The 18487-nt window shown below is 39.8% G+C and carries 13 protein-coding genes; all 13 read right to left on the minus strand.

Features of this window, described 5'->3' with window-relative positions:
• Nucleotides 1–249: 249 nt before the first annotated feature.
• Nucleotides 250–804 (minus strand): hypothetical protein, encoded by a 555-nt coding sequence (locus CSH31_RS00385; protein WP_128008415.1) that lies wholly within the window; start codon nt 802–804, stop codon nt 250–252.
• Complete coding sequence (locus tag CSH31_RS00390; RefSeq protein WP_161565603.1) at nt 798–1697, minus strand: hypothetical protein; 900 nt, start codon at nt 1695–1697, stop codon at nt 798–800. The genes CSH31_RS00385 and CSH31_RS00390 overlap by 7 nt, the downstream gene beginning before the upstream one ends.
• On the minus strand, nt 1619–2185 hold the full coding sequence (locus CSH31_RS00395) for a lipoprotein 17-related variable surface protein (RefSeq protein ID WP_128008417.1): 567 nt from the start codon (nt 2183–2185) through the stop codon (nt 1619–1621). Before CSH31_RS00395 ends, CSH31_RS00390 begins: the two co-directional genes overlap by 79 nt.
• A complete protein-coding gene (locus CSH31_RS00400) occupies nt 2161–3927 on the minus strand; it encodes a lipoprotein 17-related variable surface protein (protein WP_128008418.1) in 1767 nt (588 codons plus the stop codon). Before CSH31_RS00400 ends, CSH31_RS00395 begins: the two co-directional genes overlap by 25 nt.
• Nucleotides 3928–4132: 205 nt before the next feature.
• Nucleotides 4133–4762, minus strand: coding sequence for a hypothetical protein (locus tag CSH31_RS00405; RefSeq protein WP_128008419.1), 630 nt, complete (start codon nt 4760–4762; stop codon nt 4133–4135).
• A complete protein-coding gene (locus tag CSH31_RS00410) occupies nt 4732–5007 on the minus strand; it encodes a hypothetical protein (RefSeq protein WP_128008420.1) in 276 nt (91 codons plus the stop codon). The genes CSH31_RS00405 and CSH31_RS00410 overlap by 31 nt, the downstream gene beginning before the upstream one ends.
• 2 nt (nt 5008–5009) lie before the next feature.
• Entirely contained in the window at nt 5010–5930 is a 921-nt protein-coding gene (locus tag CSH31_RS00415) for a hypothetical protein (protein ID WP_128008421.1), read from the minus strand.
• A gap of 78 nt (nt 5931–6008) precedes the next feature.
• Entirely contained in the window at nt 6009–7328 is a 1320-nt protein-coding gene (locus tag CSH31_RS00420; protein ID WP_128008422.1) for a lipoprotein 17-related variable surface protein, read from the minus strand.
• Nucleotides 7237–8745 carry a lipoprotein 17-related variable surface protein gene (locus CSH31_RS00425; RefSeq protein WP_128008423.1) on the minus strand — a complete coding sequence of 503 codons (1509 nt, stop codon included), beginning with the start codon at nt 8743–8745 and terminating at the stop codon, nt 7237–7239. The genes CSH31_RS00420 and CSH31_RS00425 overlap by 92 nt, the downstream gene beginning before the upstream one ends.
• A gap of 11 nt (nt 8746–8756) precedes the next feature.
• Entirely contained in the window at nt 8757–9014 is a 258-nt protein-coding gene (locus CSH31_RS04220; RefSeq protein ID WP_148668988.1) for a hypothetical protein, read from the minus strand.
• Nucleotides 9015–9250: 236 nt separating this feature from the next.
• The gene (locus CSH31_RS00430; RefSeq protein ID WP_148668989.1) at nt 9251–15640 is read right to left on the minus strand and encodes a lipoprotein 17-related variable surface protein; all 6390 of its coding nucleotides are present in this window, start codon (nt 15638–15640) and stop codon (nt 9251–9253) included.
• A 357-nt stretch (nt 15641–15997) separates the two neighbouring features.
• Entirely contained in the window at nt 15998–16951 is a 954-nt protein-coding gene (locus CSH31_RS00435) for a lipoprotein 17-related variable surface protein (RefSeq protein ID WP_161565605.1), read from the minus strand.
• Nucleotides 16935–18332 carry a lipoprotein 17-related variable surface protein gene (locus CSH31_RS00440; RefSeq protein WP_128008426.1) on the minus strand — a complete coding sequence of 466 codons (1398 nt, stop codon included), beginning with the start codon at nt 18330–18332 and terminating at the stop codon, nt 16935–16937. The genes CSH31_RS00435 and CSH31_RS00440 overlap by 17 nt, the downstream gene beginning before the upstream one ends.
• Nucleotides 18333–18487: the final 155 nt, after the last annotated feature.

The raw sequence follows: 18487 nt of genomic DNA on the forward strand, positions 1-18487 counted from the left end.
AGTATCTTTGACTGTCAATTGCCTTGAGTCATTTTTTGCACGTCAGAAGGTTTTTCGTAATTAATTGGCACCTTCAAGTCAAATCTTCTGTCAAATTCCGGGAACTTCTCAGCCTGGACAATAACTTTTCTAATTTTTTCTTCTTGGCTTTGTGAATCGGATTGTTTGTTAAATCAGATGGAAACTCAGGTAAGGAGTCGGATCCGTAAATCTGTTGCAAAATTCCTCGAAAGTGGCTCTTGTCAACGTCTACTTGCAAGTCAGACGTAAAGTATTCCTGTGAATTAATTCATTGTTCAAAAGCTCCAGCGATGCTCTCCTTTGAATCAAATCCGGTCAACGTTCTGACAAAACTTCTCTTGTATCGGTAAAAATCATTTGCGTAGACTTTTGGTTGAAATCGTCGTACTCTCTTCCCTTGAGACCGATCACAAACACAAATTCACCCTCGGTTGGGTATGAATCTAAGAAAAATCAACTTTCTTCCACGTGAGCATTGGTGTAAAGAGTCGCTTTGATCTCCAGAGTATATTCGTCATCAAACGTAAAAGTTGGGAATTTTTTGGCTAGACCGGTAATTTCCATAAACGACTTGGCTTTCGTGCTATCAAAGGTAAGGTCCCGGAGAACCGAGTCTATCCCCGTGTACTTAATTAGCGAACCGATTAGACCTTGCGAATCAGTCGCTATTTGGGCTGGAATTTGTTTTCTTCACTTGATAACATGTTCAAAGAAGTAATCTTCAAAACTTGGGAAGCCGCTGATAACAATTGTACGATCTGCAATGACCTGCTGATCTACCAAGCGGATAAGGGAGCGACTAGGATGCTGCCGTGAAAATTGGTTCCATTGGGAATTTCTACCAATTCAAAAAAGAGTTGACAATCAGGATCTAGTTTGGTTAAAATCTGTTCCAAAAATGACGTCTTGTTGACTAATTCTAATTTGTGTAAAGAAAGCTCTTCAGCTAGAGGGCGGACGGAGTACTCACCACTGATTCACCAATTTGATTTACCGGTTTTGTCGTAACTTAGTAATTCGCTTATTTGATCTTCAGAAAGACTGCTGAGCCTTACATCGTAGTAAAAGTCTTGAAAAATTAGGTTAATCGTAGTCAACATTTTTTCTTTAGCAGCGGCGCGCTTAGAGTCGTTTCAATAGTTTTCAATCGTGATTTTCTTTTCTTGACTGTGAGAACCACTTTTGACGGCAAGCATGACAGTTACTACGCCGCTAGTGTCATCAACTTCCAAAACGTTCCAACTAACGGCCGCGTTATTTAATCTTGCATCGTCAATACGATCAATTCCAAGTTGGTCATAACTGTATTTTGTGCCTACTTCAAAATCAGTGACTAACTTTTTGGTGAAAGCGGTTGTCATTTTGCTGGGCAATTTTGCGACTATATCCGCAACATCTTTTTGGTCAAGACTCTCAAAACCATTAAACTTGAAGACAAATGTGTGACTTACTTGACCATAACTAACTAGCAAACTAAACACTATTGATTCACGGTCGGTTAACTCTTTAATCAGCACTCATTGCAACTTTACGCCGTAAAGACGCGGGGGCAAAGTAACTCCAAACTCGGAAGATCTGTGTTCAATGTCTTCGGCGGTTATTTTTCAAGGATCACGCCCATGGTAGTATGAACCTGGTTCGATCTTAAACGTGTGACTATCGCTGTTGTCACCCATGCCGTTTTTTCACGGATAAATTTAAGAGTTTTGGCGACCTTGTTTTGGTCGTGCTCTTGTCTTGTCATGAAACCGCCCATGACATAATTACGTCTCAAGTGTAAGCTTTTTATTTGAATGTGGATGTTAATTTTTATCCATCCCTCTTTATCGTTATAGTCAACCTTGTACATATCAAGCTCAGCGTGATGAAGTTCTTCGTCAGTTGGTTTTTTGAGATTAAAAGTGTCAAATAAAATTAACGATCCTACTCTAGACAAATCACTTGGTAACACATGGGCTATATTTGCTTGAGATAAACGATTGACCACTACCTCGTAAACTTCTTCTAAAATCCTTCCATTCTCTGGATCAACACTTTTAAAACCAAAAACGGTTAACTCCCGGGTTAGTTTTGTTTTGCCTCTCTCAATTTTTAGGTCAACTTTTATGGTTCCTAGAAGGTCATTAAACTCTTTAACCGTTAAATCGTAGTAAGTCCAGTTCAAATGCTAGATGCTAATCCAAGCTCTTGGAAAGTAACTTTGTTGCCAACGTTTTTAAGTTCGGAGGGCAACTTGTCGCTAAAACTAGTTGGTGCTAAGTTAGCAAACTTTGTAGCGAAAATTTTTTCTAGGTACATCGAGTTAGTTTGGTAGCCCTTGATAGTGATCAGTGTATCTTCATTCCCGTGGGCTGTCAAATCTTTTACGAGCAACTTAATGGTGCCTAAATCGTCATCGGTCTCAACAATTGAAAATTCAAACTTAATGTTTTTTCTAGGTTGAACGGGCAAAGGTTGTAAACCGAGTTTTTCCAAAGTTAATTTGCCATCTAGCTCTGTCAAACTTGAAGGCAATCGGTCGTTCAAACTTGTTCGCAAACCATCAATTTGTTTGACAAGTTTGTTAAACTCGGGAGTAATTTCTAAATTTTTGTTTAAATTGTCGCCACTATCACGGTAAAAACCCTCAACCAAAACGTTTGTTTCTAACTTTGTCTTTCCAACTTTGATCTCTGCTAGCAGAGTTAGTGTACCCTTCTGATCGTCAGCGACTTTTGCGGTAAAGTGGATCTGCGCATTTGCAAACAGTCAACTCGGTAAAGCAGGTAGTCCTAAATTAGTTAAGCGACCTTGACTTGCTACAAACGCTTTTTTAGCAGCCGAAGCAGGCAGTTTGTCGTGCTTTGTTTTCCAAACAAAACTTTCTCGCAGGTAGTTTTTAATTTTTTGAGCGCGGGTTTGATCTGTGCGGTCTTTGACTTTTTCAGAATTTAAAAACCCGCGGATCATAACAGTTTTGCTTTTTTGAAACACCTGGTTATCAAACTCAAAAAACATTTTGGTTTTTAACTCAATTTGGCCGGTTAAATCGCTCGTGTTAACTCCCTTTTCAAAAGCAATTTGGATTCCCTCAGGCAACTTGTCAATCTCAGGAAATTTACCAACTCCTAGTTGGTCGTAAAAGTCGTGATCCCCGATCCTTTGCATGAGCGTCGAAGGCAACTTGTTAGAATGAGTAGTTTCTGCATCTTTAAATTTCTCCAGTACCTTCATAATTGCATCTAAGCGCTTGACCACCTTCGGGTCAACGTTTGACTTAAGACCCACTACTTTAAGCGGTAAATCTAGCTGCTCTCCGCCCAAGGTAACACTTAAGATAATCTCTAACTGGCCCGCAGATTCTTCGTAACGGAGGATTTTAATTTTGTGCTCGGCTTGACGAAAGTCAAAATAGTCGTCAATTCCTAAGTCTTTGGCGGCAAGAGATTTAATGTCGGTCAAAAAACTGGCGTCTAATTTTTGTTCTAAAGAAGTTGTCAGTTCCATCTGCGGAGGTAAACAGCCGCGTAATCTTGCAAAAAAATCAGACGGCCGGATTTTTTGAAACCCGGAAATTGTTAACCCCGTTTTTAAAATTTGACTACTTCCATCAACTTTTTTCAAACGAAGATCCGCTTGCAATTGACCAGTTAAATCATTGGTAACTTTAACTTCAAACTGGTGCTGCTCACTAAAATTTTGCGCAAGACCCATTTGAGCAGGCGAATACAAGTGACCCTTTTTAAAATCCAAAACCGCTGTGTCATTTAAAACTGTCAAATAAGATTTTTTAACTCCGGATGACTTATGCGGAGTTTGGTGGCGGTTTTGTTCTGACGATCCAAACCCAAGGGTGCAACTAACTAAAGAGGTGGCCGACAAAACGCCTAGGCCTAAAAATGTGCTGAGTAAGGTAAACTTTCTCACATTGTTCCTTTCAGATGTAAACTAAGATTTATCTAATTAACCAAGATGATTTAATCAACTGCAAAGTTTTGCCACCAAGATTCAACCAATGCCGAAGGTCGTGTTTCAAGTAAGTGGTAGTCACTCTTCCAAGAAAACTAGTCTATCGCGGTAGGTTAATAAGATTTTTTAGATCAAACGCTCATCGCTTGATAACGCACTTAACCTACTTAGGAGGGGCTAGCAATTTGTAGTGAAATTCTCAAATGGTTTCACTTCTGATAAAAATTGGATTTTGAGCTGAGTTGACGTAGGTAACAGGTTTCTTTTCCCAACTTTTCCATAGATGGGCATTGTAAATAAGTCAAGGTCGGAAATGACTGATGGCGTTATATTTTTCGGATCTATAACTTACTGAGGTATCAAACCCGCTCGTGTAGATTTTCTCAAACATAATCGTTACACCAAGTTCATCCAGGTATTTTTTAAACTCAATTGGGTAATTTGTAAATCTATCCGGTAAGCGAGAGTAACGTTTGGCAACAAAAATATCTTCTATGCGGTAACCAGCCAACTGACCCGGGTTATTTTTGCCTTTAAAATATGGCCAAAGGAACAAGCCGCGGGAAAGGTTAGCTTGACGATCGAATAGCCACTCTTTAGCTCTTGAATTAACCACTGAAGTTGGTTGTAGATCAACCGGTATTGTGTCAACTGTCCCGAAAGTTGGCAATTTAACTTCAATTTTGTGACGGCGATCACCTCAACTTTCAAAAATTTTGACTCCTAAATCACTTTTGGTCTTTGGAGTGAAAAGTTTGGCTTCTAAATTGCTCTTTTGCTCACCACATCCCACATGAAATTTCTCATGTTACTTTGTGATTGAAATTTAAAAATGCCGTTGATCGGTTGAAGCAGACTATCTTGTATGAGCGTACCGGCGTAGGTCGGCGGATTATCGATTCAGCGATCCGGTAAATCGCCTTTTATGGGTGAAATTGTTCGGAAACGAATTGCGACTTTAAAAATCATGTAATCACTAAAATCACCTTTTTCAATTTTGATGAATTTAAAGTAAGGTTCGGCTTGGTCAAGAAGCACCCTTAGGTTGCGACCCTTTCCTCAAAAGTATATCTTCAGGCTGCGGGTATTTTCTTTCAACTAACGTAGTGTTTTTGTCTGCTAATTGCCTTGAGTCATTTTTCTACATCGGAAGGTTTTTCGTAATCAATTGCCACCATTTGATCAAGCTCTTGGTGCTCTTTGGTGGCCTGGGACAACAATTTTGCTAAACGTCTTCTCTTGACGCCGTGGATAGGATTATTTGATAAATCAGCTGGAAACTCAGGCAAAGTCTCTGAACCGTAAATTTGTTGCAAAATTCCTCGAAAGTGGGTTTTGTCAATGTCTTGTACCCAATCTGACCCAAAATGTCTTGGCCAATTGATTCATTCTTTAAAAGCCCCAGCGATGTTATCTTTTGACTCAAAACCGGTCAACGTTTTGCTAAAACTTCTCTTCTCCTGATTCAGTTTGTTAGCGTAAACTTTCTGGTTAAAATCGTCGTACTCTCGTCCCTTAAGACCGATCACAAACACAAATTCACCCTCGGTTGGGTATGTAGGTAGGTACATGAAATCTTCTCTAATAAGAAAATCGGCGTAAATAACTGCTTTCACCTCCAGGGTATATTTGCCATCAAACGTAAAAATTGGTAATTTTTTGCCTAGGCCGGTAATTTCCATGAACGACTTGACTTTCATGCTATCAGCTTTGAGACTCCAGATCCTATCTTCTATGTCCACATACTTAACTAGTGAACCGATTAGGCCTTGCGAATCGGTTGCGATTTTAGCCGGGATTTGCTGTTTTCAATTGAGAACTTGAGTCTGGAAGTAACCTTCAAAATTTTGGAAACCGCTAATAATAATTGAGTGCTGTTCCCTAACTTCCTGGTCTACCAGGTGGATGACGGGTCTAACTCTGATGCTGCCGTGAAAATCAATTCCGCTGGGGATTTCCACCAATTCAAAAAAGATCTGACAATCAGGATCAATTTTTTTCTAAAGCTTGTTTTAGAGCCGGCATCTTAGTCGCCAGTTCTAATTCCTGCCAGGAAATTTTTGCCCCACAGCGTACTTTGGATGGTCACCGTTAATTCACCAATTTGATCGATTCGTTTTATCGTAGCTTAGTAATCCGCTTGTTTGCTGAGCAGAAAGACCACTTATCTCTTTATCATGGTAAAACTCTTGGAAAATCTCGTCAATTTGACCCGAAATTTTGTCTCTAGCAACTCGACGTCTAATGTCATCTCAATAGTTTTCAATTGTAATCTTCTTTTCTTTGCTGTAGTTTCCGCTGACAATCTTAAACAAGACGATGACTTTGCCCTTGCGGTCGTCTGTTTCTAAGACTGTCAAGCTAATGTCAGAGTAATCAATTCTTCGGTCATCAAAGGCATCAATTCCCAATTGATAGTTTCTGTATCTTTGACCGACTACATAGTCAGTAACTCTTTTTTTCGCCAAAAATGTAATCATTTGGCTCGGCAATTTTGCCACAATATCGTTAACGGTTTCAATGGTTAATTTTTCAAAACCATGGATGTGGAAAGTTAACGTATGTCTTGCTTTGCGGAAACTAACTAACAATTGGAACACCAACGTATTGCGAGTAGTTAGCGAACTAACTACTGACCAATGCAAATCTACGCCGTAAAGATTAGAGGGAATTTCGATGCCAAAACCTCTGTAGTCGCGAGCGATGTCTTCAGCGGTAATTTTTGAAGTGTCCCAACCGTGGTAATGAGTAAAGGGTCGAATTTTAAGCGTGAAATTGTCGGTGGTTAAGTCCCCGCCGTTTCTTTCACGAATTTTTTGCACAACTTCGGTTACTTTTTCCTCGTCAAACTGCTGCGCGGTCACGAATCCGCTCATTAGGTAATCTCTTCGTAAGTAAAAGCCATCCTTCTCAATCTCTATGTGCCACTTGATTAAACCTTTTTCGTCGTCAAGTTCTGTCGCATGCAAGTCGTACTTAGTTCCTTTGAGTTGTTCCTTAGATAGGTCGGACAAACCCAGTCACGCCAAAGACACCGTTTCGTATGAAGTAATAAGACTAGTTGGCATTAAATCTCTTCTGACCCTGTCTAAGCGCTCAGTGATTAATTTGTAAACATCTTCTAGGGTGCTAGCAATTGCTGGATCAATGCTTCTAAAACCAAGAATTGTTAATGGACCTCTAGCACTGGCCTTCCCACGGGCGATTTCTAGGTTGACCGTGACACTTCCTGCCACATCGTTTGCTTGATTAACCGTTAAATTTAACCTAGGTGCTTGACTTTCGTCCCACCCAGGTAGAGTGATTCCCAAATCTTCAAAAGTAGTCTGCTCGTTGACATTTACGATTTCCGAAGGCAATTTTTTCGGTAAAAATGGTCCGCGGTAATTGATGGGATAATTTGGTGACAATTTTTACTAAGTACGATGAATTGGTTTCAAACCCTCGCAAATTGATGACAAGTGATTCTCTTTCGCCGCTTTGTCAAGTGCTAACAAGAAGTTTTACTAGTCCTAGATCGTCATCGGTCTCGACAATTGACAATTCAAAATTAGCGTCTTGTCTGCGTTTGCTGCTCAAGGGTTGGAATCCAAGCTTTGCAAAAGTCAACTTGCCCTTTAGTCCTCTAAGACGAGAGGGCAACGTATCCTTGAGACTTGTCTTTGCGTTACTAATTTGATCTAAAAATTCCTTGAGATCACGAGGGATTTTTGAATCCTTTACCAAGCGATTTGGGCCATCAAAGTAAAACCCCTCAACCAAAACGCTTGTCTCTAACCTCACTTTACCGACTTTAATCTCAACTAAAAGTGTTAGTGTACCTCTTAGGTCATCAGCAGCTTGAGCGGTGAAACTAATTTGCGCCTGATCAAATAATCAACTCGGCAAAGCCGGCAACCCTAAGTTAGTTAGCCCTCCTCCACTCGCCACAAAAGCCTTTTTAGCGGCTGAAGCCGGAAGTTTGTCGTACTTGGTTTTTCAGACGGTTTTTTTGACAAGGTGGTCTTTAATTTTTTGAGCGTGAGTTTGATGCTGATGGTTTTGATGTTCGTGGTTTTCATGTCGATCTGAAGTTAAAAACCCGCTAATCATAACCGTTTTACTTCTTGCGTACTCAAAGTTTTTGTGTTTGAAAAGCATCGTAATTTTTAACTCAATTTGGCCGGTTAAATCACTAGTATTAAGACCTTTTTCAAAGGTGATTTTCGTATCTTCGGATAACTGGTCAAACTTAGGCAAGGGTCCAACACCCAAGTGATCATAAAAGTCAACATCCCCGATTCTTTGCATGAGCACGGAAGGCAGCTTATTAGACCGGGTAGTTTCTGAATCTTCAAATTGGCTAAGCGCCTTAAGAACTTGGTTTAGACGCGCACTAACTTCAGGGTCAACATCAGACTTAAAACCAACTACATCAAACTGTAAATAAGTCGTCTCTCCGCCCAGAGAAACGGTGAGAACAACTGCCAATTTCCCCGCAGCTTGGTCATAACTGAGCACCTCCGCTTTGTGCTGGGCTTGACGAAAATCAAAGTGGTGATCGATGCCCAAATCTTTCGCTGTTAGAGAATTAACATTTTCAAAGAAATTCGTTTCTAACTTAGTTTTTAAAGAGGTTTCTATCTCTTTTTCTGAAGCCACTGCGCTGCGTAATTTGGCAAAAAACTCAGTCGGTTTAACTTTTTTAAACCCCGAAATTATCAGTTCCTTTTCTAAAATTTGACTACTACCATCAGACTTTTTGACACGAAGATTTGTTTGTAGTTGACCAGCCAAATCATCGGCAGTTACAACTTCAAACTGGTGCTCCTTAGTAAAATGGTTTCAAGACCGACTTGCGCGGGTGAATAAAAACGCCCTTCTTTAAAATTCAGAACTGGCTTGTTAGTAAAAATAGTCGAGTAGGATTGTTGGCGCGCAGCAGATTTATGTGTTTTGTTTTTGCGCTCCTTAACTGGTTCAGATTCAAATATGCAACTCGCTAGAGAAGCTACGGGCAAAAGACCTAGGCCAAGGTAGGCACTAGTTAAAGCAAATTTTTTCATTTTCTTCCTTTCAGATGTACACTAGTTTAATTCTACTCCTGCTCTAAACGGGTTTAGCAAAGCGTTAAGGTAAAATAACGCTCACCTAGTTGTTGGCGCTTGCTTCACAAAATTTTTTAAAAGTTTAGTTTTCGAGCCCTAATAACTTTCCCATGTTGCCAAAACTCGTCAATTTTAAATTTTTCCAAAAAAACTCGCCCAACTTTAAAGTTGGGCGAGTCAACAAGTCTTGGCGTTTAATTTCTAACTAGTTTGTAGAGAAGTTCCCAAGTTACATCGCTTTTAACAAGAATTGGTCGGTTGGCGGAGTTGATGTAAGTATCTGGTATGTGCCGGTAAGCGAGTCAAGAGTGGGCGTTATAAAGTAGTCAAGGGCGCACCTTAATAACCGCATTGTAGTCGTGATGGTTGTAGTCAAGTTCGTGAGTAAATCAATGGTAGGCGGTTTTTTCAAACACAATTGTGATGCCAAGTTCACCAAGGTATTTCGTGAAGTTGATTTCGTGTTCTTTGTATTTGGTTGGATAATGAGAATAACGCTTGGAAACTAGAAGATTTTCTAAGGCGTGAGAAACTAAAAAGCCTGGAGCTCCTTCGCCGTGCTGGAAGCTAGGTCAAACTAGGTGACCTAGTTGGCGAAGAGCTTGCTCATCTCAAAGCAGTTTCTTCGCTCTCAAGTCTCTTTCCCATTTTGGTTCGTTGTCAAAATTTCTGATTTTCCCGTCTTCGTAAGTGGCTCCAAAAACCGGCAATTTAACTTCAATTCTGTAATTCTTTTCAGTGGTGTTGTGTTTCAATACTTTTACACCTAAATCGTTTTCCAATTTTTGGTTAAACAATTTGCTTTTGACAGCATCTAACTTAACTACGTTTTGCATAAACTCTCTCAAGTTGCTTGGCACACGCAAGTGGAAGTAATGGGATTTGACTTTGGTAAGCAGACTGTTAAAACTAGTTTGATTTCAAGAGTTGAAAGGTAAAGGATTCTGGTCTCATGTGGAAGGCAAGTCACCTTTTTTGGGCGAAATTGTTCGATAATTTACACCCGTCTCAAAAACCATGATAGTTTTTCCTTCTCCATCATCAATCACTTGTCTAAACTTAAAATAAGGGATAACTTGATCAACTAATGGTCGCAAACTAGCATCAAAAGCTTTGTCTCAGGCGATTGGTATTTTGCTATAAATTTTAGAATCACGGTTAAGTTGCTTGTCAATAGCGGCCAATCACTTCTTGACGCTGGCAGCATCATAATAGTCAACCTTAACCATTTTTTTTCTGTGATCGTTATGTTGTTTTTCTGCCTTATCAAGCAAATACTTCAGCATTTTTGCCTTATCCTCGTAAATTGACGATGAAGCAAAATTGTACGCAAACTCAGGAAGTGCACTTCCGCCGTAAATTCCTTTTAAAACACCCATAAAGTGGGTATTATCAATATCGTTTGTTGATACATCAAATGGATTGTCGCGGTTATACTTTCTGACCCATGACTCATATGCCTTATTCACGCTATCAATCGAGTCAAAGCCGGTCAGCGTTTTGACAAAACTTCTCTTATTTTGATGCAGTTTGTTATCGTAAACTCTTTGGTTGAAATAATCGTAATTCTGTCCCTTAAGACCGATCACAAACACAAACTCACCCTCGGACGGCTGTACATTAAAGTATTGTTTTGTAACAATTGAGTCCGTGTAGAAAACTGCCTTCACTTCCAGGGTATATTTGCCATCAAACGTAAAAACTGGTAATTTTTTGTCTAGACCGGTAATTTCCATGAATGACTTGGCTCTAATGTTATCGCCCTTGAGTCCAAAAATCTTATATTGTATATCCGCGTATTCAACTAGCGACGCAATTAGACCTTGCGATTCGGTTGCGATTTTAGCGGGAATTTTTCCCTTTCAATTGTTAACTTGAGCATGGAAATAATCTTCAAAACTTCGTAATCCGCCGATCACAATTGCTCTTGAAAAAATTTCTAAGTCAACGTACCGCACGACTGCCCGCACCCTGATGCTGCCTTGAAAATTGGCGCTTTCAGGGCGCTCGACAATTTCAAACGAAAACTTATAGTTGGGATCCATTCGACGGATTTGTTCCGCAAGCAATTGGTGTTTCTTAACAAGTTTTAATTCGTCTAATGAAAACTCCTTACCTTGGGACCAACGTGGGTTGTCACCGATGAACAGACTACCGTGATTGACTTTATCGTAAACAAGCAGTTCGTTAACTTGTTGCTCCGAAAGGTCACCAATCTTTTTATCTCGGTAAAAATCTTTGAAAACATTGTAGAAGTTTGCCACTTTTATCCGAGTTTTTTCGCGCTTAGCTTCGTTCCAGTAACCCTCAATGAAAATTGTCTTGCTCTTTTTAAAATCGGTGGAATCGGTTCAAAGTGTCGCTTTTATTTCAAGTGTGCCTTTTTGGTCGTCTAACTTGAGAACGACTAATTTGAATTTAAGTATCTCGTCTAACACATCAGGGAAGTTAACTCCCAATTGAGCAAAAGTGTATTGTTGGTTGACCTTAAAATCACGAACGGATTTTTCGCTTAATTTAGTTGTCAAGCGGAATGGCAACTCTTGCAACTTAGTTTCAATCAACTTTTCAATGTACGGTTTAAAACCTTCAATCCTGAAAATAACTCTCTGCGTGATTTCACCTCGCGACACTTCCAAAGTCACGATTACCTTTTTGTTAGCCTCTTTGGTTAGAAGTTCTAGAGATCACTCTACTTCAAAATCATTTGAGATTATAGGCAGGAGGATTTTCCAAGCAAGCGGATTTTTCTTGATTTCATCAATGGTAATTTTTGAAACATCACGGTCGTAAACTTCGGAATTGCGGTCAACTTTGATAATGATCTCTTTGGCAGAAGAATCAAAACCGTTTTGTTTTTTAATCTGCTCAACTAACCTATTAACTGCTTCGCGGTCCAAAGTTGACTTCTTGAGAAAACCGTCAAGCACTAAAGTGCTGGTTTTCTTTTCGCCCAGCTTGATAAGTTCTAGGCTAACCACTAGTTCACCGGCGTTGTCATCGGTTTTTTCCACCAGCATTTTGATTTTAATTCCTTTTCTCTCGCTGGAATCTAACTCTGGCAAGCCAAACTTAAGGAAGCTTAGCGATGCGCCTTTTTGACCCATTTGACTAGGCAGTAAGTTTAATCTAACTTTTTTCAGACGTTGCTTAATTAACTCCAGTAGTTCACTCAATTGTTGAGATACTTTTTTAAATCCGCCGATCACCAAACTTTTGGACACCTCAACGCCATTTTTGCTCAACACAAATTTGACGCTTACTTCTCCGGTCACATCGTTTGTCTTTTCCACGGTTATCCGCAAATTGACTTCTTGACTTAAATGCTTTGGCAGCGGACTAAGACCTAAATCTTTAAGAGTTGTGTGTGTCGCAAGCTTAAAATCACTCGGCATGGTGTTAGTTAAACTCGTTGAGAGGTGATTTTTTTCAATTCAAGCTAGCAGGTTGTTTAATTCTCCAGCAACTGAAACATTCGTTTTAAAACCTTTAACGCGTCACTTTGTTTCCAACTTGAAACTAGATTTGACAAGACTAATTTTGATTTCAATTTCTCCGAGTTTGTTATGGATTTTGCCAATCCTTATACCCACATTAAAACCGTCCCTAATTTTGTCCGGAATTTGGGGTAGTCCTAAGACACTAAAGTTAACTTCTTGGTTTATTTGACCAATCTGGCTCGGTAATTTATCGCTTTTAGAGGTCTTTTGTCAGTTTGTTTCAATCCATTTAACCAAACGATCAGCCTGGTCTTTTAACTCTCTGTTGTAATCGGTAGTTGTTTTAAATCCGCTAACATCAAAATCGGTGATTTTAGTTTGACCTAACTTGGCGATAACAACTTTGACCTTGGTAATCCCTTGATTATCGTTAACTCTTAAAATGGTTAAAGTTATTTCAACATCGTCTGTTTGCTCAAAAGGTAAAGCGTCAATACCAAGTTCTTGGAAACTTATGCTCTCGTCTTCCCGGCCAATCTCGCTTGGGAACTTGTCACGGAAATTAGTGGTCCAAACTTGGTTTTTAATTGAGTTTATGATCGCGTCTAGTTCATCGTTAACCGTTTTGAAGCCTTTAATTTCAACTTCTTCGCTCAGTTCAACCCCTTCGCGCTTAAGTTTCAATAAAACTTTCAACTTGCCGTTTACGTCGTCAGTTGCTAGCAAGGTAAACTCGGTTTCGGGGCACCCGTCTTGGCAAAATTCGGTGTTTTCAAACGATTTTATCCCCAGCATCTCCGGTGTAAGTTGCTGGTTTAAGTATCCGATCTCGCTCGGCAATTTGTCTTTATGAATTGTGTCAGCCAGATTTTTCTCAAACCATTTAAGTCTAGCTTGAAGGTCATTGAGAACTTCCGAACTGGTTTTGAAACCAAACACCGTGTGTTCAAACTTTTCAACTAGTTTGGCCTTGCGAATAGATACAAGCAAATCAACCGAACCTTTGGTCTGGTTAACTGCAATTACCTCAACAGTTAGTTCGTATTCCCCAAAACGTTCTTCTGGCAACTTACCAAACCCGAGATCTTCAAACTGGATTCTTTTTCTCCCCTTAATTACAGAAGTTGGTAAGTCATTTTCAAGACTTGTCCGGTGGTAATGGCCTTTGATCCAAATGAATAAGTCTTTAATCTCATCACGGTGGGTTTTGTACCCAATGATGGAGTAATTTCTCCGCTGCCTTACTCCCTGTTTGGAAACCGTTAACTCAACCCTAATCTCTCCATCAAAATCATCAACTTCTACGATTTTAAAACCAACTGAGGCACCTTTTTTTTCTTGGGAACTAAGTTCGTTTAAACCAAGTTTAGTTAGATTAGTCGTCTCACCCACGGACCCGACTTTGCTTGGCCGCAAATCTTTTTTAGTCAATGTTTGGTGGCGGTTACTGCTAATTCAATTAATTAAAGCGTTAAGTTCAGCGTTAATTTGATATTCGCGTTCTTTTTCAAACTCAATTTTTTTCTTGTAACCTCTAACGACGATTCTGCCAACTAATTTTTGACCATTTTTGGAAAGTTCAACTTCAACTTCCAATTCGCCGTATTCGTCGTCCACTTTAACGATAGTTAAATTAACCAAAATGTCTGACTTAATTTGACGCGGTAATTCGTTTAAACCAATCTTTTCAAAGTCAACCGCTTGTTTTCTAGTCCCAACGTCGCTTGGTAACTTATGACCAAACCTTGTTTCATGTTTACTTTTTTCCAAGTAATTTAGCAAATTCCGGAGTTCTTGCTCGATTTGCTGACGCTCTTGGTCTTTAACTTGTTCCAGCGTTAGAAAACCTTTGATTAGTAAGTGCGTCTCCACGGCAGGAGCGTTTCCAGCTTTGATCGTGGCAACTAAAATGAGTGTTCCGGCCTGATCATCAGCGGTCCCTAACGTAAAACTAACCTCGACTCCATCCAAAATTTCCTCGGAAAGATCGGTTAAACCAAGCAGAGTGATACTTGGATTTTTCGCGTTGATAAATTTCTTTTTAACGTCCGAAGGAAGTGATTTTTCGAGCGTGGTATTTTTATCAAAATCGTTTTCTAAGTAATTTTTGATCGTTTGAACTTTAAGTTTGTCCTCGTCTTGTTGGACTTCGTCTAAACTTAAAAATCCGCTGATTAGAATTGTTTTGCTCCGTTCGACAGAATTATTTTCGTGTTCAGCCTTGAGTGTAATAACCAATTCTAACTGACCTTTGGCATCACTGGTATTTCTTTTGTTGACTTTAAAACCAACCTTAATCTTCTGCTCGTCAAAATCAGGAAAAGCGCCGATGCCGAGTTGATCCCAAAAACCAGCATCTTCCACCCTTTGGGCAATTTGGGAAGGCAATTGACTGCTGTTAGTAGTTGTGTATTTCTCACCCAATTTTTCCATTATTTGGCGGATTCTTCCTAGACGACTTTTCAAAACCGAGTCTTCCATAGCCAAATCGGTCACTATCAAATTTTCAACGGTTCTATCTTGGTTAGCGATAGCAATTTTTAAATCAATCACCAACTCGCCCACTACGTCATCGCTCTTGACGGGGCTTATAAAGTGCTCAGCTTTACGAAACTTAAAGTACTCTCCGATTCCTAGAGAATCCACGTTTAAAAGTCCTAGGTTTTCTAATTCGCTTGGTTTAGGTTTGTCAATTAAGTCGCTAACTAGCATTTTATCCGACGGTAGCCCTTGGACAATCTTGTCCAAAAATTCCCGGGCGTTATAACTTTTAAAACCTTTAATTTCGACATTTTCACGGAGTAATTTGGCTGGAAAATCCTGGGTATGCTCCACATTAACGATGAGAGTACCCGTTAAATCATTGTAGTCTTTGACTTCAAACTGGAAATTTTTGTCAAAATAACTGCCAAGGCCTAGCTGGGCAGCGTCATATCTTTCGCCTATTTCATAACCCAAAGTATCGGAATCTTTCAAAGCGGTCGTGTAAGAATCTTTTGGGTTGACAATGTCTTTTTTGTCCTGATCGTCTTTTTCAAGGTTTTTTTCGTCATCAAAATCTCCAAAACTTCCGCAAGCTATTAGAGATGCGATGGGTAAAGAAATTAACCCCAGAGAGGTGGTAAACAAAACTAATTTTTTCATTTCAATTCCTTTTCTAGACAATTATAACATTTACGCTAATTTTTTCACCTGGGTAAAACGTTTCCAAATTGCGTTAAATTAGTCTATTAAAACTGGTAAAAACTCGTATCTACCAATAATTTTCCTTTGGTTTGATGTTAACTTTTTCGGTGAGCGGGCTCAGACTTAACAAAGTTAGTTGTTGTTAAAAAGTGGTTTTAAAAATAACCGGATAAACCTATGCTTGGTTTACCCGGTTTTGATTACTGCGAAGTGATTTTTTATGGTTCTAAAAACTGCAACTGGAGAGTTTTTTAATAACTGTTTGCTCGTTAACTAAACGCGAACTGTTTTTGAATCTAATTAAAGTTTAAGCAGTTAAATAACCGTAAATGGGTTTAACAATCCGCGACTGTGAGTTTTATTGCTGTGGTCCACAACCACAATATCTATTCAAATTCCTCCGACATTATCGTCAACTTTCCACAATTTTAAACTGATGCCAAAGCCGTCCAATAGATCCTTAGGAATGTCATTTAGTCCCAGCAGTTTTAAACTCTTGTGAGGGGCCTTTTCAAAGTCTTTTGCAACTTGGGAAGGAAGTAGGTGTTTTAGTCGAGTGCCTTTTCGAAGTTCGTTTTCTATGTGATCTAAGATAGCTTGGACTTTGCTTCTATTGCCAACCTTAATGTTATAACCTCCAACCACAATTTGCCCGGTCAGTGATTGCCCGTTTTTAAAGAGTTCAACCTCTAGTTCTAATTCCCCTCTTTGATCGTGAGCTTTAACGATTTTGAATTTGGCTCCAACGTCGGTTGGGATTAGTTCTGGGAAATCTTTCAAACCGATTTTGTCGTAGTCAGCCGACTCTCCCTCGGATCCAATTTGACTCGGCAATTTATCTGCCAGTCAAGTGTCGTAGCGTTTTCCTTCCAGGGAAATGAGCAAATGTTCTAACTCCGCTCTGATTTGTTGGCGGTCTTTTTCATGAACGTGGTTAGGCTGTAAAAATCCTCGTATGTACACAGTAAAGGTAAATCGACGATTTTTGGAGTAATCTGTGATCTTACCGTGTAATGTAATCCATTGGTAGTTCTCAAAAACATTTCCCAATCTGAATGTGACATCAAGTCCGTTGGTCAAATTCTTAGGAACGTCATTTATGCCCAGCAGTTTGAAACTCTTATTTGCCGCTGAGTTGAACCTCTTGGCAACGTGGGAAGCAAGCAGATGTTTTAATCAGGTGCGCTTTTCAAGTTCGTTTTCCACGTAATCTACGACAGCTTGAGTTTGGTCTCTATCGCCAACCTCAGCGTTATATCCTCCAACCACAATTTTTTCCGTTCAGCGATTGACCGTTTTTATAAAGCTGAACCTCTAGTTCTAATTCCCCTTTGAGGTTGTCAGTTTTAGCGATCGTAAGCGTGGTTACAATGTTTGACGAAACTAAATCGGAGGGGTTTTCTAAACCGATTTTTGCAAAATCAAATGAGTCTCCTTTGGACCCGATCTCGCTCGGCAATTTTTCTTGCAGTCAACTATCGTGACGTCTTCCTTCCAGAGAGGCGAGTGCTTTTTCTAACTCTGCCCGAGCGTGCTGGCGGTCTTTTTCCTCAATTTCACTAAGTTTTGCGTATCCTCGGATGTATAGAAGTGCACTGTGACTCGCGTTATTAGCCTGATCGGTGATCTTAAGTCTGAACGTTACAATTCCGTGGTTATCGTCAGCATTTCTTACTTCGTATTTGACATCAAGCTCGTCTATTAGTTGCTTAGGAATGTCATTAATACCTAGTAGTCCTAAACTTTTGTTTGAAGCTAAGTTAAAACTTTTAGCAACGTGGGAAGGAAGTAGATGCGTGAATCGAGTGCCTTTATCAAACTCGTTCTCTATGTGCTCTAAAACGGCTTGAGCTCTGCTCTTGTCTCCAACGTTAACGTTGTATCCTGCAACCACAATTTTTCCAGTCAGCGATTGACCGTTTTTGTAAAGTTCAATTTCTAACTCTAACTCCCCGTTTTGGTCATCGGTTTTAACAATTGTTAACCTTGTTAAAATGTCAGACGAAATTAAATCTGGGAAAGGCTGTAAACCGATTCTTGAAAAACTGACTCCATCTCTTATAGATCCAATTTGACTCGGCAGTTTGTTTTCAAACCGTGTTTCGTGACGATTTTTTTTCAGAGAAGCTAACGAGTTTGCTAACTCTGCCTGGATGTTTTGGCGGTCTTTTTCCTGAATTTGATTCGGTTTTAAGTAACCGCTGGCACTTCGATTAAGACTGTATCCGATGTGAGCGGCACGGTCAATGATATTAATTCCAAGTCTGATTGTTCCGTCAGCATCGTCAATTTCTTTTAAAGAGTATTTGAAATCAATGTGCTCCAGCAGATGGTTAGGAATGTCATTTAGGCCCAGTAGTTTTAAACTCTTTTTAGGCGCTAAGTCAAACTTTCTTCCAACGTGGGAAGCAAGCAAGTGTTTTAATCGAGTGCCTTTAGCTAATTCGCTATCTAAGTAATTCATAACAGCTAGCACTCGAGGGTTTTCTTTAATAAACGGACTTCGTTTGACAGCTGTCTCCGTTTCCGGTTGGACTGCATCATAACTTCGGTCAACTCCAAGACTCAAAGCGTCAACTTCGTTTGACTGGATCGGGTAAGCGCGGATTGCTTGAGACTGCTCGTGCTCGCGACTAGCGGTTTTTTTCAAGTTTTTGCTTTACCTCGAATTGAGAACTTCCGCAAGCGACAATCGTAGCCGTCGGCAAAGAAATAAATCCTAAGGTAGTAGCAAGTAAAAATACTTTCTTCATTTCAACTCCTTTTTTGCACCGTGATTATAGCATTGCAAGGTAATTTGCCCTC

It is taken from the genome of Mycoplasma sp. ATU-Cv-508 (assembly GCF_004011945.1).
Taxonomy (GTDB): Bacteria; Bacillota_I; Bacilli_A; order Mycoplasmatales; family Metamycoplasmataceae; genus RYZV01.